20 protein-coding genes and 1 other RNA gene are annotated in these 22024 nt (G+C 48.9%); 15 read left to right on the top strand and 6 right to left on the bottom strand.

Annotation, left to right across the window (positions count from 1 at the left end):
• Positions 1–277: 277 nt before the first annotated feature.
• From ABD07_RS03430 to ABD07_RS03410, 5 genes are all read left to right on the top strand, one after another.
• Positions 278–1246, top strand: a complete 969-nt coding sequence (locus ABD07_RS03430) for a DUF932 domain-containing protein (RefSeq protein ID WP_160817119.1) — start codon at positions 278–280, stop codon at positions 1244–1246.
• A 149-nt stretch (positions 1247–1395) separates the two neighbouring features.
• Positions 1396–2403: a YqaJ viral recombinase family nuclease gene (locus ABD07_RS03425; protein WP_160817118.1), complete on the top strand. Its 1008-nt coding sequence runs from the start codon at positions 1396–1398 to the stop codon at positions 2401–2403.
• A gap of 37 nt (positions 2404–2440) precedes the next feature.
• On the top strand, positions 2441–3349 hold the full coding sequence (locus ABD07_RS03420; RefSeq protein WP_160817117.1) for a recombination directionality factor: 909 nt from the start codon (positions 2441–2443) through the stop codon (positions 3347–3349).
• Between the two features lie 864 nt (positions 3350–4213).
• On the top strand, positions 4214–4453 hold the full coding sequence (locus ABD07_RS03415) for a helix-turn-helix transcriptional regulator (protein WP_160817116.1): 240 nt from the start codon (positions 4214–4216) through the stop codon (positions 4451–4453).
• Positions 4454–4847: 394 nt separating this feature from the next.
• Positions 4848–6023 carry a YagK/YfjJ domain-containing protein gene (locus ABD07_RS03410; RefSeq protein WP_160817115.1) on the top strand — a complete coding sequence of 392 codons (1176 nt, stop codon included), beginning with the start codon at positions 4848–4850 and terminating at the stop codon, positions 6021–6023.
• A gap of 257 nt (positions 6024–6280) precedes the next feature.
• On the opposite strand, the gene ABD07_RS03405 is transcribed toward ABD07_RS03410, so the two are convergent.
• The 6 genes from ABD07_RS03405 to ABD07_RS03380 all read right to left on the bottom strand — a co-directional run bounded on the left by ABD07_RS03405 (position 6281) and on the right by ABD07_RS03380 (position 11621).
• The gene (locus ABD07_RS03405) at positions 6281–7492 is read right to left on the bottom strand and encodes a tyrosine-type recombinase/integrase (protein ID WP_160817114.1); all 1212 of its coding nucleotides are present in this window, start codon (positions 7490–7492) and stop codon (positions 6281–6283) included.
• A 164-nt stretch (positions 7493–7656) separates the two neighbouring features.
• Positions 7657–8016, bottom strand: a transfer-messenger RNA (tmRNA) gene (gene ssrA, locus ABD07_RS03400).
• Between the two features lie 93 nt (positions 8017–8109).
• A complete protein-coding gene (locus tag ABD07_RS03395; protein ID WP_108699168.1) occupies positions 8110–8757 on the bottom strand; it encodes an HAD family hydrolase in 648 nt (215 codons plus the stop codon).
• 47 nt (positions 8758–8804) lie between these two features.
• Positions 8805–9512 (bottom strand): bifunctional 2-polyprenyl-6-hydroxyphenol methylase/3-demethylubiquinol 3-O-methyltransferase UbiG, encoded by a 708-nt coding sequence (gene ubiG / locus ABD07_RS03390; protein WP_160817113.1) that lies wholly within the window; start codon positions 9510–9512, stop codon positions 8805–8807.
• 16 nt (positions 9513–9528) lie between these two features.
• Complete coding sequence (locus tag ABD07_RS03385; protein WP_160817112.1) at positions 9529–10860, bottom strand: TRZ/ATZ family hydrolase; 1332 nt, start codon at positions 10858–10860, stop codon at positions 9529–9531.
• Positions 10861–10940: 80 nt separating this feature from the next.
• On the bottom strand, positions 10941–11621 hold the full coding sequence (locus tag ABD07_RS03380) for an OmpA family protein (protein ID WP_132426762.1): 681 nt from the start codon (positions 11619–11621) through the stop codon (positions 10941–10943).
• 440 nt (positions 11622–12061) lie between these two features.
• Between ABD07_RS03380 and ABD07_RS03375 the strand changes: the two genes are divergently transcribed.
• The 10 genes from ABD07_RS03375 (at position 12062) to ABD07_RS03330 (ending at position 22004) form a co-directional block, all read left to right on the top strand.
• Positions 12062–12790: an ABC transporter ATP-binding protein gene (locus ABD07_RS03375; RefSeq protein WP_160817111.1), complete on the top strand. Its 729-nt coding sequence runs from the start codon at positions 12062–12064 to the stop codon at positions 12788–12790.
• Between the two features lie 21 nt (positions 12791–12811).
• A complete protein-coding gene (locus ABD07_RS03370; RefSeq protein WP_160817110.1) occupies positions 12812–13555 on the top strand; it encodes an ABC transporter permease in 744 nt (247 codons plus the stop codon).
• Complete coding sequence (locus ABD07_RS03365; protein ID WP_160817109.1) at positions 13548–14903, top strand: GldG family protein; 1356 nt, start codon at positions 13548–13550, stop codon at positions 14901–14903. Before ABD07_RS03370 ends, ABD07_RS03365 begins: the two co-directional genes overlap by 8 nt.
• Complete coding sequence (locus tag ABD07_RS03360; protein WP_240142393.1) at positions 14900–15772, top strand: DUF4340 domain-containing protein; 873 nt, start codon at positions 14900–14902, stop codon at positions 15770–15772. The genes ABD07_RS03365 and ABD07_RS03360 overlap by 4 nt, the downstream gene beginning before the upstream one ends.
• Positions 15772–16599 (top strand): bifunctional DNA-formamidopyrimidine glycosylase/DNA-(apurinic or apyrimidinic site) lyase, encoded by an 828-nt coding sequence (gene mutM, locus ABD07_RS03355; protein ID WP_160817108.1) that lies wholly within the window; start codon positions 15772–15774, stop codon positions 16597–16599. Before ABD07_RS03360 ends, mutM begins: the two co-directional genes overlap by 1 nt.
• Before the next feature lie 33 nt (positions 16600–16632).
• A complete protein-coding gene (proC, locus tag ABD07_RS03350; RefSeq protein ID WP_160817107.1) occupies positions 16633–17445 on the top strand; it encodes a pyrroline-5-carboxylate reductase in 813 nt (270 codons plus the stop codon).
• 62 nt (positions 17446–17507) lie between these two features.
• Entirely contained in the window at positions 17508–18083 is a 576-nt protein-coding gene (locus ABD07_RS03345) for a YggT family protein (protein ID WP_160817106.1), read from the top strand.
• Between the two features lie 9 nt (positions 18084–18092).
• Positions 18093–18389: a DUF167 domain-containing protein gene (locus ABD07_RS03340; RefSeq protein ID WP_108699158.1), complete on the top strand. Its 297-nt coding sequence runs from the start codon at positions 18093–18095 to the stop codon at positions 18387–18389.
• An 81-nt stretch (positions 18390–18470) separates the two neighbouring features.
• Positions 18471–18989, top strand: coding sequence for a peptide-methionine (R)-S-oxide reductase MsrB (gene msrB, locus ABD07_RS03335; protein ID WP_160817105.1), 519 nt, complete (start codon positions 18471–18473; stop codon positions 18987–18989).
• A 429-nt stretch (positions 18990–19418) separates the two neighbouring features.
• Positions 19419–22004, top strand: a complete 2586-nt coding sequence (locus ABD07_RS03330; protein ID WP_160817104.1) for a glycosyltransferase family 39 protein — start codon at positions 19419–19421, stop codon at positions 22002–22004.
• The last annotated feature ends 20 nt before the right edge of the window (positions 22005–22024 follow it).

Genomic DNA, 22024 nt, shown 5'->3' with positions numbered 1-22024 from the left:
CGGGGGTATGGCGGGCGCACAAGTCGGGGAAATAATTGACGAGCGCGTTCTCGATAACTACGAATGCCTGCAATGCGAGTACGTTTTCAGGATCGATTGACACGCATCCATCCGGCACACCCCGGTTTTAGCCGCTTTTCCGCTTTTCCGCTTTTCCGCTTTTCTATTTCTTTCTTTTATTCCCTTTTTCATCCACGCAAGTACCGGTCTATCGTTTTTTAGAAGCGATAACCTCGTTACGTGCATTTTTATACTTACCCATAAGGAAAAACACACAATGTCACATCTCGTTCAAAATATGGCTTATTCCGGTGAAACACCCTGGCACCAGCTGGGCAACCGCTTACCCGCCAAACAACCGATTGAAGTCTGGGCGGAGAAAGCCGGGATGGATTGGAGTATCTGCGAAGCGCCAGTGCGCTACATGACCGAACAAATCGGATCATTGGGTTCATTGCGGTCGTTTGACGAACAAAAGGTGCTGTACCGCAGCGATACCAAAGCACCATTATCGGTAGTCAGTGAACGCTATCAGGTCGTTCAGCCCAAGACCATTTTGGAGTTTTATCGCGATCTCACCGAAGTATCCGGCTTTGAGCTCGAAACTGCCGGGGTTCTCAAGGAAGGTAAGAAATTCTGGGCTTTGGCTAGAACTGGCAAAGAAACAAAACTCAAAGGCGATGATGCCGTCAACGGTTACATTCTGCTTGCCACCTCCTGCGATGGCACACTGGCCACCACCGCAACACCTACCACCATTCGCGTGGTGTGCAACAACACATTATCCATCGCGCTCAAAGGCGCCAGCAGCGCCATCAAAGTGCCGCACAGCACCAGCTTCGATGCGCAAGCCGTCAAAAAGCAACTCGGTATCGCCGTATCGCAGTGGGATAGCTTCATGTACCGCATGAAAACCCTGTCGGAGCGCAAAGTCAAAAGCCACGAATCGCTGAATTACTTCCTCAAAGTGCTCTGCCAAACCGATGATCACGACAATCAACCCTCCGGTCTCAAAAATGAACGGGCGTTAAAAACCGTGCAATCGCTGTATGACGGTCACGGCAGAGGCGCGCAACTGGCGTCCGCCAACGGCACGGCTTGGGGACTGCTCTGCGCAGTCACCGAGTTTGTCGATCACGAAAGAAGAGCCAGAAGTCAGGGACACAGACTCGATAACGCATGGTTCGGCCAAGGTGCAAACCTGAAACAACGCGCTCTCGATTACGCGCTGCAACTGGTGGAGTAAACCGCTATCGGTTCATTTATCCCGTAATACGAACCCATAGCATTCAATTATCCAACGCAACCTTCAACTTATCCACCCCAGTCAATAGTGCATTGGCTGGGGTTTTTCATTTTTGAAGCAAAAACATTAACCCCGGACAGGAGAAAACCATGAGCAACTCTGTCAAACCCGAAAGAAAGATAAAAATCCAACCGGCATTAAAACTCATCAAAACCCGCGATCTCAACCGGGATCAGTGGTTAAACGTGCGCAAGAACGGTATCGGAAGCTCCGATGCGGCTGCGGCTGTCGGTCTTAATCCTTATAAATCGCAACTGGAATTGTGGCTGGAAAAGACAGGCCGCGATGGCAATTTACCGAAAACCGACCCGAACGACGAATCCAGTCCGATGTACTGGGGGATTTTATTGGAACCCTTCGTTGCAGCCCAATATACCAAGCGTACCGGCAACAAGGTCAGGCGCGTCAATGCGGTATTACAACATCCCATTGAGCCTTGGATGCTGGCCAATATAGACCGGGAAGTGACCGGTGCGCCGGATGTGCAAATATTGGAATGCAAAACTACCGGTATCAACGGCGTAAAGCTGTGGAAAGAAGGCGTGCCGGAATATGTTCAGCTTCAAGTCATGTACCAACTGGCGGTCACCGGCAAACAAGCGGCTGATGTAGCAGTGCTGATTTGCGGCCAAGAACTGGAAGTACACCGTATTGAACGGGACGAGACGATGATCAAGCAATTGATCGAACTTGAACGGCAATTCTGGCGTTTCGTGGAACTGGATCAAGCACCGCTTGCCGATGGCTCGGATTCTGCGGAGTTGGCTTTACGATGCCTGTATCCGCACGATAACGGCAAAACGCTCGATTTAAGCCGTGATTCGGAAATGTCACAAACATTATCCGATTTGCTGGCAGTCAGGCAAACATTGGCCAGCCAAAACCAGCTCGAATCGCAATTGAAGCAGAAAATCCAGCAACGTCTGGGTGAAGCAACCAAAGCGCTGTTTGAAAACGGCGAAGTCACCTGGAAACGCAGCAAAGACAAAACAGAACTGGATACTGATCGGTTGCTTAAAGATCGACCTGATTTGCTGCAACGCTATTGCTTGACCAAACCCGGCTCACGGCGCTTTCTGATTCATGCGTCAACCTAAATTCCCCTCAACCTAATTGCTATCTAAAGGAACCATCATGCTCAAAGGACTTGCATTAACACCGCCGGTGATTGGCCGGATAACCATCGGTAAAGTCGTGGAGAAAAACGGTAAACGATTGCCTGAGAAAGACGACGAATTCACGATTACCAGTCAGATACAAAACAAGGACGGCTGGATCAATCATCCGCTGAACGAAACCTTGCATAAAGAACACGGTAACAAATTGCGCAATATTCCAGTAAGACTGCTGTTTAACGATCCTGATCTCAACTTACGCGCCAATTACACGCTGTTCGACCGGCAAACTGGCAGACCAGTGTGTGTTGGTAATGGTGAAACATGCCGACGGGCAACTAAAACCGGTATCCAATCATTTCCTTGTCCAGCGCCGGAATCGTGCGAGCTGGCTAAGGGCGGCAACTGCAAGCCTTATGGCCGGTTGAATGTTCGTATCGACGATGAGGATGAATTGGGCAGTTTTGTATTTCGCACCACTGGATTTAACAGTATCCGCACGCTATCGACTAGATTACGGTACTTTGCGGCGGTATCGGGAGAATTACTGTCGACATTGCCACTGGAGCTTCGCTTGCGCGGCAAATCGACTACTCGATCGCATCGCGCACCGATTTATTACGTTGATTTAACGATCAGGACAGGAATGAGGATGGCTGAATCCATCGCAAAAGCCAAAACACTTGCCGATGAACGAAAAGCATCAGGTTTCGATCAAGTTGCTTTGGATGAAGCGGCTAAATTGGGTTTTGAGAATGGAGCGTTCGAGGATTCCGAGGAAGAAGGCGTTGCCGTGGTTGAGGAATTTTATTCTGATGAAATTCCCACCGATAATCGGGATAAATCGGAGAACAAGAGCAATTTGGCAACCAAATTAGGCAAAAAAGTGGAACAGCTTAATTTAGCTGAGGTGTCTATACAAGGGTAAAGCAATAGAGCGGCGCGATGTTTTAAAACAACATCGGATTACAAAATCCGATGTTGGAATAGTGTAAAAAGTAATTTATATATAACTCCTGACTTGTATAAATTCTCCACTCTGATCTCCCAAAATATTTAAAAAAATGTGACTGATTTTCTATCAGTGATTTGCTTGGAATCCAATTTAATTGATATCTCATTTTTGTTATCAGTTAAAAGAAAAATCATGCTGATTTAATCTGATGTTGTAAAAAATAGGATGTACAGAGTTAAGTGTTATTAAGGTATTATTGATGTACAGAATTGAATGTTATCTATTGATTAAAATAAATTTTATTTTTCAAAGAATTTTCTTATTTTCAGCTCAAAACCAAACAATAAAATCCGTTTTCTACGATTTGCATTGACTTAAAAATCAGGCTTAAATTTAGTAGTAATAGCAGATTGCAGATTGATCATGCCAATGGCCTCATTATTATTGACAGAAAATTTTTTCTTTAATAAAATGTGTTCAAATAATTCGTATAGGTTTTTATATCGCTAATACAAAATACGTTTTACCTCACCCCAATAATTCTCTTAACGTTCATTATTCAAAAAGAACGTTTCATAACAGAAATGCGATGTGATAATAAAAATCACTAGCGATTTCATATAAAGTGCCATCTAATAAAGAACTAGCAATATTAAGCTTCTATTAGCTGCGCAATCATAATTGGTAGTTAATTTGCGTCTGTATTTAGCAAATTTCTCATCTCACTACCCTATACCGTAGTTTCAAAACAAATTTATTTAATAATTTGGCTCTTGAGCTGTCGTGTCTAGTACATCCATTAAGCTCTTGGCCTTCTCTGAAAGGAAAAAAGTTCTAATGCTTGAAAAAAATACAAATAATATTCTTATTCGACTGCCTGAAGTCGTCCGTATCACGGGATTACGCAGAAGCAGCATTTATTCAAAAATAAATAGCAAATCAAAATATTTTGATGCGTCTTTTCCAAAGCCTGTTCCTCTTTCTTCAGGAATTCGCGGTGGAGTGGCGTGGCCGCTCCTTGAAATTGAGCAGTGGATATCATCGCGCATAAACGCACGCGAAAATAGACAAAACTAGAGCTGAAAATTCCACCAGCTTTATCGAGCTGGTGGATAACTCTGTACGTTGCATCAATTTTTTTGATCATGATCTTAAGGGAGATTGATTACACGAAACACAGGAACGCTTGGGGATTTCTTAAACTGAGGATTATGCATTATATGTTATTAATTAGAGTGTTATAACTTAAGATAAGCTACTGCTCCATACTATTGGAACAAGAACTACCAATCGATTGGTTACAGGTTGTTAAGCTCATACTTAATGACAAAACTTAATGAAAATCCAATGAATTATTCATCAAATTATGAGAATAGAATAGAAAATCTACGAATACTTTCTATTGATTCTTATTGTGAATATCATTGAAATCTCCAAGCCCTATTAAAGTTTAAATCTTATAGAGGTTTGTATGAAAAAACTAAGTAATGAAGATAAAGCAATACTGTTTAAAGGGCTCTTGAAATTTACAGCTCCAGATGAAGAGACAGGCACATGGACATCCGATTTTACTGGAGAGGATGTTAATCTATTTTATTTATTGGAAGGTTTATTGGATACATTGGCCACCAAAGGGAATGGTCAGGAATTTATAAAAAAATCCATTGTAGCAAAATGCAATGATAAGATAATAAATAGAAAAACATATACTGAATATCAGAAGTATGTAAACTCTTGGCAGGGAGGCTTTGTAAAAATTCTGCCAAGTTTTGCTTATCTCGTCAGCAGACTTTCGAGTGAGTATGTATTCAGTATACACATCGAAACTTTTAGAGCGCTTTGTCGGGATCGTAATTTTAGCCTTGGTGATTCTTTTTTAAGAGACTTCTGCCAGAACCCTAAATTTTATTATTCGATATATGGTGAAGAAAACGGTGAGCAAGCTCGAGTTTTCATAAATGATTTTTTTAAAGATTTATGGTTGCGGCTGCGGGAACCCAAAACCAGAAAGAAAGTTCTTGATGCAAGGAAAGCAGGGGAAAATAATAAAAAAGAGTACTGCAAGTATGTCAGAAATCTTTTTGCTGCAAGAACTCCAATAAATGTAATAAGAATTGATTTATCTTATAAAAAAGACACTCAGATTGGCATTAAAAATCTAATTAGAGATATTAAACATCTTCATACGAATATGCGCCATAAGCCAAAGCTGTTCAAAGGTCTACTTGGCCATGTGGAGAAAATTGAAAATGGATTGAGCAAAGGTCTTCACGTCCATGTATTATTTTTCTTCTCATCCGAGCGCAGAGCCAATGCCGATGTTTATTTGGCGGAACAGATCGGTCGATATTGGGTTGATAAGATTACAGATGGAAAGGGTCACTATTGGAACGTTAACGCCTATAAAAAACAATATGAGGACAAAGGCATATTAGGAATAGGTGAAATACACGCGCATGACGAAGAGGCGATCAATTATTTATGCAACAACATTGTAAGCTATATGTGCAAAGTCGAGCAGTTCATTAAGCCCGCAGCTAATCCGAAAACAAAGCTGCTTCGTAGAGGTGAGATGCCCATATTGACTTCTCCTAAGCGAGGAAGGCCACGAAATATAGAGCAAAATACCAATTTCGCAACGATTTAATAATTCAATTTGATTTTATATCGTGATTTTTTTCTGTTGTAACTTTAAATGTAAGTCCTAAAGATTACTTAGTGAAGAATTAAGACAGGTAATTCCCCGGTTCTGCCGGGGAATTCTCGAAGATTTAACCAATGCGATTTGTGGTGATCAACTAATTCTGGATACAATGCTAGACTAATATTCTAATTTGACTGGAGGTATATATTTGTTGTTTGGTTTCTGGTTGGTCTGGTTGTAATAATCTGTTGTATAGCGCATTAGGCATTTTTATGTATAGGAATTATTTCTGCTCCAACTTTTAGCTTGTCAAGATAATCTGCCCATTGCTGCATCATTTTTCGTCGCTCTGGTAAATGAGCTGTACGATTATAAGCGCGTCCATTAGGGTCACGTACCGCATGAGCTAGTTGGTGTTCAATAAAATCAGGCCGCACACCCAAAACCTCATCAAGAATAGTTCGTGCAACTGCTCGAAAGCCGTGCCCACTCATTTCTTCTTTATCAATACCAAGGCGACGCATAGCTGCAAGAATTGCGTTATCACTCATGGGGCGATTATGACTGCGCGCACTTGGAAAAACAAAGCGATTACTCCCAGTAAGTGGTTGCAGTTCACGTAATATTTCTATAGCTTGACGCGAAAGTGGAACAATATGAGGTGTATTGGTCTTAGTAACAAGGTAACGCCATTCTGCGGCTTCAAAATCGATATTAGCCCACTCAGCATTACGCAATTCACCAGGTCGGACGAAAACCAGTGGAGCAAGGCGTAAAGCGCAGCGAACCGTAAGAGTGCCTTCATAACCATCCATCGCACGCAAAATTTCTGCCACTCTTTTAGGTTCGGTGGTTGCAGCAAAGTGTGTGCCTTTGACTGGCGGTAATGCGCCACGCAGATCTCCAGAGGGATCACGTTCGGCGCGTCCAGTTGCAACTGCATAGCGAAAAACTTGCCCACAATTACTCAATGCTCTGTGTGCAGTTTCCAGCGCACCGCGGCTTTCAATGCGACGAATCACGCTAAGCAGCTCGGGAGCAGTTATTTCTGCAATAGGTCTGCCGCCAATCCAGGGAAAAATATCTCGTTCAAAACGACGAATAATCCGATCGCCATGATTTGATGCCCAAGTAGGCGAATATTTGGCAAACCATTCTCGTCCTACTACTTCAAAGCTATTTGCTGCTCGATCCATTCTTGTGGATTTTATCGCTTTACGATTTTCACTTGGATCAACACCATTGGCAAGTAGCTTGCGAGCTTCGTCTCGACGATCTCGAGCATCCTTCAAACTTATATCTGGATAAACACCCAGTGAAATTCTTTTTTCCTTATTATCGAAGCGATATTTTAGACGCCACCATTTTCCACCGCTGGGAGAGACTTCTAAATATAATCCCCGCTCGTCAAATAACTTTATGGATTTGACGCCAGGCTTTATATTTCGAATTGCTGTATCGGTTAGAGGCATCTGGGGCAACTCCTTATTGAGACAACTCAGTTATCCCCAATGTTGCCCCCACTTGCCCCTGGATGTCAATACACTTGGTTAGACTATTTTGGACAATTATTCAATGAAAAACCCGCTATTACACGGGTTTTTAGGATGCGATTGAATCTTGTTGGATGGTAAAATGGTGGAGACGGCGGGAATCGAACCCGCGTCCGCAAGCCCTCTACAGACAGTTCTACATACTTAGCCATATTATTTAATTTAGCCTGGCAACCGCCAACTGGCAGGCTGATGACAGACGAGTCACCTTGCGTTTAACGTTTTATAAAGTGACCCTATAAAACGCGATCCTCGTTAGTGACTCTGCTGTCTGTTGCCAGACCCGGCGTTGAGGCCCACCGGTGCAGAGGCTAGCCGATTAAGCGGCTAAAGCGTAGTTTTCGTCGTTTGCGACTATTGTTTTCAGATGGATTTACGAGGTAATCTGATCCTCGGTATGCCCTGCGCTGCTTTGCAACCCACGTCGAAACCAGATCGTCCCCGGTATTCGTTTTGGTAGTGCATAGGATGGTGCTGAAATCTAAAAGTTCAAGTCCTATGTGCCGGGTATTCTAACAGAAATAGCGGGTGTTTCTTTACAGATAGCTCAGCAGCTCGGCGGGGTGATCGATCAGGTGCCGGGCGCCCCAGGTTTCGGGCGGCTGATCGTCGCCCAGATAGCCGTAGCGGGCGACGATGGGTTGCATGCCGGCTGCGAGGCTGGCTTGAACATCGCGGATGTCGTCTCCGAGATAAATGCAATGCGCGGGAGAAATGTTTATTTTATTGCTGGCGGTCAAGAGCGGTTCGGGATGTGGTTTGGTATTCGCCAATTCATCGCCGCAGACGACGCAGGCGACGCGTTGCGCCAGACCCAGCATTTCAATCAGCGGATGCGCGAAACGCGCCGGTTTGTTGGTGACGATGCCCCAGGGCAAGTTGCGTTGTTCCAGCTGGTCGAGCAACGCATCAACACCGGGGAATAGACAGGTATCGTGACACAAACGTTGTGTATAGAAATCCAAAAATTCGTCGCGCATCGATTCATAGCCTGCGTCGCCCGGTTTGATGTTGAAGCCGAGTCCCAGCAGCCCGCGCGAACCGGCGGAGGCCTGCGTGCGGATTTTTTCGATGGGCAGCCCGGGCAGTCCGCGCAGGGTGAGTTGCCGGTTCAAGGCGTGGCCGAGATCCGGCGCGGTATCGGCCAGGGTGCCGTCGAAGTCGAAGAGTACGGCTTTAATCATAGATTCAGTTCAAATGCTGGAGGTGATAGTGAGACAACGCAATCTGTTTAGGTGCGATACGCCATGATGTAGTTCACATCGGTGTCATCTTCCAGTGCGTAGACTTTGGTGACCGGGTTGTATGTCATGCCGATCAGCTGCTCATCCGTCAAACCGGCGTTGCGCGCCATGCGCGCGAGTTCGGATGGTTTGATGAATTTTGAGTATTCGTGCGTGCCGCGCGGCAATAGCTTCAGGATATATTCCGCGCCAATGATGGCGAACAGATAGGCTTTCGGATTACGGTTGATGGTCGAGAAGAAAACCCAGCCGCCGGGTTTGGCTAATTGCGTGCAGGAGCGGATAACGCTCATGGGATCGGGTACGTGTTCGAGCATTTCCATGCAGGTCACCACGTCAAAGTGCTGCGGTTGTTCTTTTGCCAGCGATTCCACGGTGATCTTGCGGTAGTCGACGTGATGCCCGCTTTCCAGCAGGTGCAGTTTGGCGACTTTGAGCGCTTTGTCGCTGAGATCGATGCCGGTTACGTGCGCGCCCATCGATGCCATGCCTTCCGATAAAATGCCGCCGCCGCAACCGACATCCAGCACGGTTTTTCCGGTTAACCCGCCAACCAGATCATTGATGTAGTTAAGGCGTAGCGGATTGATTTCATGCAACGGCTTGAATTCGCTGTTGGGATCCCACCAGCGGTGCGCGAGTTGGCTGAATTTTTCCAGTTCCAGCGGATCAGCATTGATGCCGTCATTTTCCATATGCGTTCCTTTGTAGCTAATTTTTTGATGTGGCCGCGATACGCTCTTGCCAGTATGCGGTGCGGTATTGCAGCTCAACCGGGTTGAGCGTCATCAGTTCTTTATCGTGGAGCAGCATTCTACCATTTACCCACACATGACTCACTTGTTCACGGCTTGCCGTGTAGACTAAATGGGAAGCCGGGTCGTAACAAGGCGCGAGATTGAGGCCAGAGAAGTCGACCGCGGTAATATCAGCCGCTTTTCCACGGGTTAATGAGCCGGTTATTTCCCCCAATCCCAAGGCATTGGCGCCATTCAAGGTCGCCATTTTCAAAGCGTGATGCGCGGGCAAGGCATCGGCCCGTCCGCTGGTCGCTTTTGCCAGCAGCGCTGCCAGGCGCATTTCCTCGAACATATCGAGACGATTATTACTGGCTGCGCCATCGGTGCCGAGACCGACATTGATACCTTGATTCAATACAGGCGCAATCGGCGCGAGTCCGCTGGCGAGCTTCATGTTGGACGAAGGGCAATGTGCGATGCTGCAACCGTATTGATGCACGAGTTTTATTTCATGATCGGTCAGATGCGTCATGTGCACTGCAATTAAATTCGGACCGAGCAGCCCCAATTGCTGCAAGCGTTCAATCGGCCGCATGCCGGTGGATTCCATACTGATGCGGATTTCATCCTGCGTTTCGTGCAAATGCGTGTGTATCGGGGTATCGAGCTGTTCCGCATAAGTCAGAATGTTGCGGAAGGTTTTGTCGCTGACGGTATAAGGAGCGTGCGGCGCAAAACAGAAGGACAGCAGCGGATGCTGATATTGGTCGCGCAAATCCAGGCCCTTAGCCAAGTAATCATCGGCGTCGCTGGCGTAGGCAGTGGGAAAGTCGATCACGACCATGCCGATGGCAGCGCGCATGCCGGAGCCGATAGCGGCTTCCGCGCAGGATTTCGGAAAAAAGTACATGTCGTTGAAACAGGTAACACCGCCCCTGATCATCTCGGCGCACGCGAGTTGTGTGCCATCCAATACGAACTGAGCATTAACGTGCTGATTTTCTGTCGGCCAAATGTGCCGATTGAGCCATGCCATCAAAGGTATGTCATCCGCAAGTCCACGCATCAGTGTCATGGCCGCATGGGTGTGCAGATTGATCAATCCCGGAATCAGCGCATGATTGCTTAGGGTGATTGTTTGTTTGGCTTGGTAACGCAGATTGGCTTCGGATACCGGCAGAATATCCCGGATGATTTCTTTATCGATGGCGATGGCATGTTGATTCAGTACAACTTCAGCAGGCTCAATGGGAATAATCCATTTCGCCTCAATCAGCGTATCGATTTGCTGCAAACCATTCATGCGTTTCGAGTATGTAGAAAGAAAAAAGCCCTGCTCTTAAGGGCAGGGCTTTATGCATAAAAATAGTGAACCGGTTTCGCTTATCGGGTACCGGCTACTTCGATTTCAACGCGGCGATCAGGTGCCAAGCATTCGATCAACGCTTTGGTTTTTTTGTCGCCTACGCAGCTATTGCCTGTCACAGGATTAGCTTCACCTTTGCCATCAACAAAAACACGGCTTGGTTCAATGCCTCTTGAAACCAGATGAGCTTTGACCGATTCAGCACGGCGTACCGACAGGTTTTTGTTGTATTCATCGGAACCGATGCGGTCAGCATAACCTACAGCGATAATAAGATCGTACTTGACACCTTTTATGCCGGTCACAAATTCATTCAAAGACTGAATACCGTTCGGTTTCAGCTTGGCGCTATCAAAATCAAATAATGCATCGGCAGAGAATGTAATTTTTTCCGGTGCGGTTTTAGCAGCTGCGGCGGCTGCAGGCGCTGCGGCTACAGGCGTAGCAGCTTCGGATTTTTTAGCCAGATCCGGATCACATTCTGGAATCGCCATTGCCGGTGTCCAGTAACCGGTTTGCCAGCACAGACCGGTTGTATTTCTTGCCACTACACCACGATCATCAACACCGTAAGCTTCCGGTTTTTTTACAGTTTTATCTTTATCAATAACTGTTTCTTGTGCCAAAACAGCACCAGAAAACATTACTGGTATAAGAATCATTCCCATGAGAGTATTTTTAGCTGATATTTTCTTCATGCTGTTGTCCTTTTTAATGAAAACTACGGGTTTTAATATTGATATGCAAAAAACTATTCTGCACTTGAAAACTTTCTAGCATTCTACTACTTCATGCTTTTGATTGCGCAATTATCAGTTTGTTTGTTTGTTTTATCAAATCAATATGTTGTAAAATTGCAACAAATTGATATCACCAACCAAGTTGCAATGAAATTAATGGCTTAACTTTGATAAGCGATCAATAACAGGGCATTTTTTGATAAAAAATTAACGATATAACAAATCACAAACTATCCCCGTCCATAAGGCGCCGCTGATGGCATCACGTTAAAGCCGGTGAATTATTGATCTATCACACGTATACTGTCCGGCCGCCAGGATGGTGAAATTTCACATCGGTATGATATGCGGGGAAGATTTTCATGAACCCTTTCAATCAATTCTAAAAACAGCGCCATATGCCCGATGAAACAGCAGCTCTAACTTTGTCAGCGCAAAATTTAACGCGCCGCTATGGTGAAGTTGTTGCAGTTCATCAATTCAACCTGCAATTGCGGCGTGGCGAGGTGCTGGGATTGCTTGGACCCAATGGTGCGGGTAAATCGACAACATTGCGCATGTTGACGGGTAATCTTGCACCCAGTAGCGGCGGTGTCGAAATTTGCGGCATCGATCTACTGGATAAACCGCAGGAAGCCAAAGCCCATGTGGGTTTTTTACCGGAGATTCCACCGCTTTATTTCGATATGACGGTGGATGAATATTTGCTGCTGGCCGCCCGGCTGCATCGAGTCCCGAAGGAAGCGCTCACGGCGGCGCTGGAAAATGTGAAGCAACGCTGCGGTTTGGAACAGCGGAGCAAGCATTTGATCGGCACCTTATCGAAGGGTTATCAGCAACGTGTCGGCATCGCGCAAGCGATCATTCACAACCCCGATGTCATCATCCTGGATGAACCGACTGTGGGTCTTGATCCCAATCAGATGCGCGAAATCCGCCAATTGATCCGCGAATTGGGAACAGCCAGCAGTGTTATTTTATCGACTCATATTTTGCCGGAAGTTGAAAATGTCTGTGACCGGGTGCAAATCATGCACCAAGGCGGCATTGTATTCGATCAGCCGATGATCGATTTGCGCCAGCAAAATACCAGTCTGGAAGCAGTATTCACACAACTTACGCAATAATTGCACGAGCCAAATTTGAAGATGATTGCGACCATTATCCGTAAAGAACTGCACATGCTATTCATTTCGCCGCTGGCTTGGCTATTGCTGGCGTTGGTTCAGCTCGTGCTGGCGTGGGTTTTTCTGGTACGGCTGGATGCGTTTCTGGAAATTCAGCCGCAGTTGATGCAAATCGCCAATCCTCCCGGCGTTACCGAGATTATCGTGACGCCCGTCTTTGCGGTGGCCGCGATTGTTTTACTGATGATTACGCCATTACTATCGATGCGTCTCATCGCCGAGGAACGCCGCAACCGCACCTTGACACTCTTGATTTCCGCGCCGGTTTCGATGACGGATATCGTGTTGGGTAAGTTTTTCGGCTTAATGGTGTTTTTTTCCGCGATCACCGGTCTGATTATCGCCTTATGCGTTTCATTGCGCACCGGCGGCGTGATGGACTTCGGATTGTTGCTCAGTAACACGATAGGATTGCTGCTGACTGTTGCCTGCTCTTCCGCGCTTGGGCTGTATATTTCCAGCCTGACCGCACAACCGGCGATTGCCGCGGCAGGTACTCTGGGTGTGTTGCTAGGATTGTGGCTGGTCGATCTGGCGGCGAGCGCAACACAAAGCTGGCTGCACTATTTCTCGTTGCTGAAACATTTCGGCCATTTTAATCAAGGACTGATCGACACCTTGAGCACCGCCTATTTCATTTTGTTCACCGTTACCTTTCTGGTGTTGACGATCCGCCGTCTGGATGGAGAGCGGCTGCATGGTTGATCTGGATAAAAAATTGCAGCGGCGAAACCGGATACACCATGGCCTGTTTGTCATTCTGCTGTTGCTATTGGTTTTCTTGCTTGGATATCTGGCCCAGCAGACCCGGCAGCAATGGGATATCAGCCAGAACGGGCGTAATAGTCTGAGTGAAGCCAGCGTGGAGATCCTGCAAAAATTGCACGGACCGGTCGAGGTAACCGCGTATGCCACTGAGCAAGATGCGCAACTGGGCGACATCCGCCGCATCATTACCGATTTTATCGCGATGTATCAGCGCATTAAGCCGGATCTATCGCTGCTGTTCATCGACCCGGTGGAACAGCCATTGTTAGCGCAGGAAGCCGATGTGCAGGTCAATGGTGAAATGATCGTTCGATTCAATCAGCGCGCTGAACACTTGCTCACCGTCAACGAGCAAACATTTTCCAATGCATTGATGCGGCTGGCGCGCGCGGAGGATAAGCTGATTGTGGCGCTCAGCGGGCATGGTGAGCGCAAGCTGGACGGTAATGCCAATTACGATCTCGGCGAATTCGGCAAGCACTTGCGCACCAACGGTTTTAACAGCCAACCACTCAATCTGACCATTGAACGCGATATCCCGGCCACTGCGAGCATGCTGCTCATTGCGTCACCTCAAACCGACTTGTTGCCGGGAGAAGTACAAAAACTGCTGGATTATATCGACCGTGGCGGCAATTTGCTCTGGCTGGTCGATCAGGAATCGTTGCGCGGATTATTGCCGCTGACGGAAAAATTGCGCTTGTCGCTGACCCCGGGTGTCGTCGCCGATCCCCAGGCGGTGGAACTCAAAGCGCCGATCACCTTCGCCTTGGGCGCGATTTACGGGCCGCATGTCATTACCAATGATTTTAATTACATCACCGTCTTTCCTTTCGCGCGTCAGATCGAGATGGATGAGAACGACGATTGGAGCGGTGTTGCGTTGGTTGAAGCGGCGCCGCAAGGTTGGGTGGAAACCGGCGATCCGAATGGAGAAATCCGGTTTGACCAGGATGCCGATATACCGGGACCGGTCAGTATTGCCGTGGCCTTGACGCGCACTATCCAGGACCGCGAGCAACGCATTGCCGTAGTCGGCAGCGGGCATTTTCTTGCCAATACTTATCTGGGCAACGGCAGTAATCTGGATTTCGGCATTAACCTGATCAACTGGTTGACCGGCGATGAAGAACTGATCGTGATTCAACCGCGCGCAACGCTGGATAGCAGTCTGGTCTTGAGTGAATTTGAACTGACACTGATCGCGTTGGTTTTTTTAGTGGTATTGCCCCTGCTGTTCCTGACGTGCGGGGGCGTCATTTGGTGGCGCCGGAGAAAAATATGACCATGACGCATCATGCACGGCTGAATCTCATTATGGTTGCCACGATTGGCAGCTTGCTGTTGTTTCTTTATTTCAAACCGCAATCCCAGGGTAATCCGGAATATCCAATCGCCAGCAATTCCACCGAAACCGTGCAGAGTATGCGTATCGTCAGGCCGCAGCTGGAAATCACACTCAAGCGGCTGAACGATCATTGGTATCTGACAACGCCCCTGCACGCCCGGGCTAACGAAGAAAAGATCAGGAAAATTCTGGAAATTCTCCAGGCCAAGAGTCAGCAACGCTTTCCGTTGACTGATTTAGGACGGTTTGGCCTGGAGCGGCCGAATGTGCTGTTAACCGTTGACGATTCACAGTTTGGCTTTGGCGGATTTGCACCTACCACCAATCAGCAATATGTCGCGGCCGGTGATCATGTGTATCTGATTGCGCCGCGTTATGCACTGGCCTTGCCGGGTAGCGTGAACGATTTGATCGATTCCAAGCTATTGGCGTCCGGCGAAATTCCGGTCAAATTTGAATCGCCGCATTTCGCAGCGGAATTTCACCATCCCCATTGGCGCGTGACATTGCAACGACCGGACCAAGCCGTCACCGACGCTGCATTAAAAGATTGGATTCAATTGTGGCAAACGGCCAGCGCCGCGGAATTGATAGTGGTGGCGCAGTTGGGATCTGATTTTGTTGAAAGCGGCATGGTGAAAATCGGTTTGCAGGATGGACGGCAAATCGATCTGAAAATATTGCACAATGCCGTTTCGATTATTTTAGTGCGATCCGGTGAGGAAACCGGTTACCGGTTTCCGCTGGATACCGGCCGGCATTTACTCGATCCGGCCACTCTTTTGCAGGCTGAGACTGAGCGCTGATGCCGGAATTACCGGAAGTCGAAACAACGCGGCGCGGCATTGCACCGCATATCGTGGGACAAACCATTGCGCAAGTCATTGTCCGCAATCCCCGGTTACGCTGGCCGGTACCGGATGAGTTACCGTCATTACTGGCAGGCCTGACGATTCGAACCGTAACCCGGCGCGCCAAATATCTGTTGCTGGATTGCGGTGCGGGAACGCTGATCATGCATTTGGGAATGTCGGGAAGCTTGCGTATTCTGCCACCAACGCAAAACACTGAGCTTCCGCCGGGCAAGCATGATCATTTTGACTTGATTCTGCGGGATCGCACGGTCTTAAGGTTGCGCGATCCGCGCCGTTTTGGTGCGGTGCTATGGCAAATCGGGGATGTTTTACAGCACCCACTTTTACAGAATCTCGGCCCGGAACCGTTAACGGCGGATTTCGATGCCGCGCGGTTATTCGCGAAAACCAGAGGCAGCCGTGTCAGCATCAAGCAAACACTGATGAATCATCACATGGTGGTTGGCGTCGGCAATATTTATGCGAACGAAGCCTTGTTTCTGGCCGGAATCAATCCCAAAATTGCCGCTGGCAGAATTGGCATGACCCGGTATGAGCGATTGGTACAGGCGGTTAAACAAACTTTGCAGCAGGCTATCGAAGCGGGTGGCAGCAGTTTGCGCGATTTTGTGAACAGCGACGGAACTCCCGGCTACTTCCAGCAGCACTATTGGGTTTATGGGCGTGAAGGCCAGCGCTGCAAACAATGTGAGGGTATTATTCAATACATCAGACAAGGTCAACGCGCCAGTTTTTATTGTCCGGCTTGCCAGCACTGATCTCAGTTCAATCAACGTAGCGAGAAAATGACTATGAATATTTCGTTCATCGGCGGCGGTAATATGGCTTCCGCCTTAATCAGCGGATTGTTGCAGCAAGGGTATGCGGCCCGGCAACTCAGTGTGGTGGAAATTAATGCCGATAGCCGCGATAAATTGCAGCAAACATTCGGCATCACGGCGGTAGCCGATCTCGCCGAGGGCATTGCAGCCAGCGATGTCATTCTGTTGTCGGTAAAACCGCAGCAATTGTTTGAATTGACGCAGAAACTCGCACCGTTATTAAAGAATCAACTGGCGATATCGATTGCCGCCGGAATTCGCGCCACCGACATCATGCGCTGGCTGGGCGGGTATCAGCGCGTTGTGCGCGCCATGCCCAATACGCCTTCGCTGGTGCGTTCCGGTGTCACCGGTCTATATGCCCCGCCCAGCGTGGACGCGCGCGATAGAACGAGCGCTGAATCGATCCTCGCGGCGGTGGGCTCGACCCTGTGGGTGGATGACGAAGAGATGCTGCACGCCGTCACGGCGATTTCCGGCAGCGGTCCCGCTTATGTGTTCTACTTCATTGAAGCGATGCAACAAGCAGCGATGGAACTAGGTCTGTCTGCGGCTCAAGCAAGACAACTCAGCTTGCAGACATTCGCAGGCGCCAGCAAACTGGCCGGCTCGAGCGAGGAAGATGCGGCCGTATTGCGCGCCCGGGTGACCTCCAAAGGCGGCACCACCGAGCAGGCGATACAAACTATGGAAAAAAATGATATTAAGTGTAAGATCATCACTGCCATTCATGCTGCGAATAAACGCTCACGGGAATTAAGTGACGAGTTCGGCAAAATATAATGTTCGCGATAACTCATTAGCGATTTCTTAATTATCGATTATAGTTTTTCTGGAAAATTGTTATGTCCAATCAAATCCTGATTTTTCTTGTTGATACTATTCTGGGGTTGTTTTCCTTAGCGTTGTTATTGCGTTTCTATTTTCAATTATTGCGCGTTCCTTTCTACAATTCGGTCTCGCAGTTTCTGATCGCGGTCACCGATTTTATTGTCCGCCCGGCACGCCGGTTCATTCCCGGCTGGGCGGGGATCGATCTATCGACACTGGTGCTGGCGTGGTTGCTGGAATGCATCATCATAGCCAGCATGTACATGGTGCAAGGGTATGATTTCGAGATCAATATCGTCACCTCATTGGGCGTGATGGGATTGCTGGGCATTGTTGAGATCATTAAAACCACGCTCTATATCGTGTTGATGATGATTATCATGCAAGCCGTTTTGTCGTGGGTTAACCCGCACAGTCCGCTGGCACCGCTGCTGGACAGTTTTACCCGTCCGTTCCTGGCCGTTTTCCGCAAACGCATACCACCGGTCGCCAATGTCGACTTGTCTCCCTTGTTCGTGCTGATCCTGATTCAAGTGTTATTGATGGTCGTGGCCGGCGTGAATAAGGAAATCGTCGCGATGCTCTTTTAACCGACCGTCATGGGATGGTACCGGTACGATGATGCGGATAATCTGGTGCTGACGCTGCACATTCAGCCGGGTGCAAAAAATACCGCAGCGGCCGGTTTGCATGGCGATGCGCTAAAAATAAAACTTGCCGCGCCGCCGGTGGAAGGCAAAGCGAATACCGCCTTGCTGAAATTTCTCGCCGAACGTTTTGATGTGCCGCTTTCCCGCGTGATCTTGAAACAGGGCGATAAATCGCGCCATAAAGTGATCGTGATTCAGCAATCCGCGCATGACCCGGCGGTGTTATTGGATGGATCTCGCGGTTAATTAGCGCAATCGAATCGGCGGCACTGAAAAAATCCCAGAAAATCAATTCACACGCGCTTTTGCTGCTTTGGAGAAGATTTTATGAAACGACGCACTGTGTTACAAGCGCTGGCCGCAGCCGCCGTGATTCCGCTGGTTCCCGCCTGTTTGCGCACGGCGGCGGTTGGTGAAGCGGCCAGCCAGGTAACGCCGCTTAATAAACCGCATGAAGAATGGCGCAAGCTGCTTTCACCCAGAGCCTATCAAATCTTGTTTGAAGAAGCCACCGAGCGCCCGGAATCGAGCAATCTGGTGTACGAGGATCGCGCGGGCACATTCATTTGCGCCGCCTGCTATCTGCCGCTGTTTGACAGCGCGCATAAATATGAAAGCTGGACCGGCTGGCCCAGTTTCACCCAGCCGATTGCCGGACACATCGCCACCCGGCTCGATTTCAAACTGATCAAACCGCGTACCGAATACCACTGCGCACGCTGCGGCGGGCACCAAGGCCATGTGTTCAAAGACGGCCCGCCGCCGCGCGGCGAACGCTGGTGCAACAACGGCATTGCACTCAATTTCGTGCCGAAAGACGACCCGCTACCGGCGCTCAGAAGCTGATTTACCGGTTGCGCCTTAGCGGCCCGTCCGCAAACTTGGCGGACTACTCCCTGATCTGCGCCCCTCTCGATTGCGCGCCCATTGCAAGCTGTGAAAACTGACAATGGGGTAAAAATCCATCTTGCGCCGCTACAATCCCAGGCGGTTCCGTCAAAGCCCAAATCAATAGCCATTCACTATATTCCTATTTATACTGGCGGCAATTTCATCGCACCGGACCATCCGATTCAGATCGTGCCTCATTCACCAATCTCAAAACAACCGAGCTTTTTCAATTCGTTAATTTAAATAACGGCAAGACATAATGCACAATAATATAATAACAATAACGAATTAATTGTGAATGAAACGCATGAAGCGTCTTAATTTTCCATAAGCAAACCCCTTATTTTTAAAATTAACCATTCCACTTTCAGAGCCGAGATCCCCTTGACACAATTTTCCGTAGTAATACCGACACTCAACGAAGCCGATAATATCGATCCCTTATTAACCAGCTTGTTTGCACTAAATCTCCCGCCGGACAGCTTCGAAGTTATTTTTGTCGACGATGGTTCAAAGGACGGCACCCCGGAAAAAGTACGGGCGTGGGAGCAAAAAGCGCCGGTGCGGCTCATTGAGCGCACTGAGAAACCGGACTTGACGGCATCGATTCTGGCTGGCGCCGCGCAGGCACAGAGCGATGTCATTGTGGTCATGGATGCCGATCTGAGCCATCCGCCCGAACAGCTTTCCGCCGTCGTGGCACCCGTGCTGAATGGCAGTCACGATGTCTCCATCGGCAGCCGCTATGTTCCGGGCGGCCGCACCGAAGGCTGGCCGTTGCACCGGCAGTGGCTATCGCGCATCGGCGGCTCGCTAGCGCGCCCGCTGTGCGATGTCAACGATGCCACTTCGGGCTTTTTTGCATTCCGCCGCGAGCTGACGTCGACCATTTCCGGGAAGGCGCACGGCTATAAAATCCTGCTCGAATTGTTGATGGCCGGACAAGGCACGCTGAAAGTGGTGGAAGTGCCCATCTGTTTTCGTGACCGGACACGCGGCACTTCAAAGTTGTCCTTTCACCACCAATGGGCCTATCTGCAACGCTTGCTTGCGCTTTCCGGCGGCGCCACGATTCACAACGCCGGGCGTGTTATTTTGACTGGACTGCTCTGCGCGCTGATCGATATCGGGTTGTTCCAGATCCTGAAAAGCAATGGTGCGGCGCTGGCAGCGGCTCATATCGGGAGTTTTCTTGCCGCAGCGGCGGTATTTCTCGCTTTTAATTCCGGCGGATTGTTCCGCTCCCAGCAGACCAACTCACTGCAGTGGTCCCGCATCGGCCGTATCGCTGCGGTCGGCAGCATTGCATTGCTGTCGCGCGGCGGTTTGCTGTCCTTACTTGTCAATACCTGGCAGGTAGCACCGCTATGGGCCATTCTCACCGCCACGGTCACTAGCGCAATCATCTGCTATCTGGGATCGGTCTTCTACATATTTCCGGCACAAGACAACCGCCCTACTGCCGATACGCGCTGGCGCGTGGCCGCGCTCGGCATCGTACCGTTCATTATATTATTCCGTTTGATTTATCTTGGCGAAACGCAACTGATTCCCGACGAAGCCTATTACTGGAACTATACCCAGCATATGGATTTAAGTTTTTACGATCATCCGCCCATGGTGGCGTGGCTGATCTGGCTGGGCACCGCAATTGCCGGCGATAATGAATTCGGTGTCAGGATCGGAGCATTCATCTGTGGCTTGATCACGATGGGTTTTCTTTATGCTTTAGCCAAAAACCTGTACGACAAATCCACCGGTATACGCACGGTACTGCTGTTGGCGGTCCTTCCATTTACCTTCGCTACCGGCTTCCTCATGACTACGGACGCTCCGGTAATTGCCGCCTGGGCAGCCACACTGTATTACATGGAACGCGCCTTGATCGCAAACCGCAGTTCAGCCTGGCTCGGCATGGGAATCGCTTTCGGTCTCGGCATTTTATCCAAATATACGCTTGGGCTGCTCGGCGCTGCCGCATTATTATTTGTGCTCATCGACCCGGTTGCGCGCCGCTGGTTGTTCCGTCCCCATCCGTACCTTGCCGCATTGCTGGCGCTGCTGTTGTTTTCTCCGGTTATTATCTGGAACTTGGAGCACCACTGGTCTTCGATCATGTTTCAGTCATCGCGCATCCGCGGTGTCGGTGACGGGGGCGATCAATTTTCGGTTCATTTACTGCTCGTCAACTTGCTGGTATTGCTCACCCCGACGGGTTTGATCGCCGCGCTATTGGCGTTGCTGCCCGGGCACAAGCACGGCACAGGGGATTTTGCGCACAGACGCATGCTGTTTGTTTGTCTATTCACAGGAGTACCGCTGGCGATATTCCTGGTACTCAGCAGCCTCGACTCGTTGCGTTTTCATTGGACCGCGCCGTTATGGCTTGCCATCATCCCAACCATGGCCTGGATGATGGGACAGAATTTCAGTCCGCGCAGCTTCGAAAGCCGTATCCAGGCCGCATGGAAGCCGACCATCGCTCTTTCCATAGCGGTGTACGCATTGATAATGCACTATGTGGTAGTGGGGATTCCGGGGATTCCATATCCTGAGTTGATGAATCGCTACTATTGGCGCGAAGCGACCATTGAGATCGAGAAAATTGCGGAAGATGTGCAGCAACAAACTGGACAGAAACCCTTGGTCGTCGGCATGAGCAAATGGTCCGTTGCCAGTGCGCTGGCATTTTACAATCAGCACGGTGAGCGGATGGATATCCGCGCGCGCAATATGTTTGGCGATAGCGGTGCCATGTATGAAGTCTGGCACCCATCGGAACCACCCGTCACCCGGCCGATTATCCTGGTCAGCATGGCGCGGCATCATCTGGAGCACGGCCGTGCCGGCAATGATATTTCCAAGCATCTCGACCAACCCGGCCCCGTCCATAGCCTGGTTGTCATGCGCGAAGGTAAACCGCTGCGCTTCGTCTATTACAGAATTGCACAAGGATATTCAGGTCTTTGATACCGATCCGCCAATCTTGC

The organism is Nitrosomonas oligotropha (genome assembly GCF_009833085.1).
Taxonomy (GTDB): Bacteria; Pseudomonadota; Gammaproteobacteria; order Burkholderiales; family Nitrosomonadaceae; genus Nitrosomonas; species Nitrosomonas oligotropha.
This window is presented reverse-complemented; position numbering and strand designations above follow the sequence as displayed.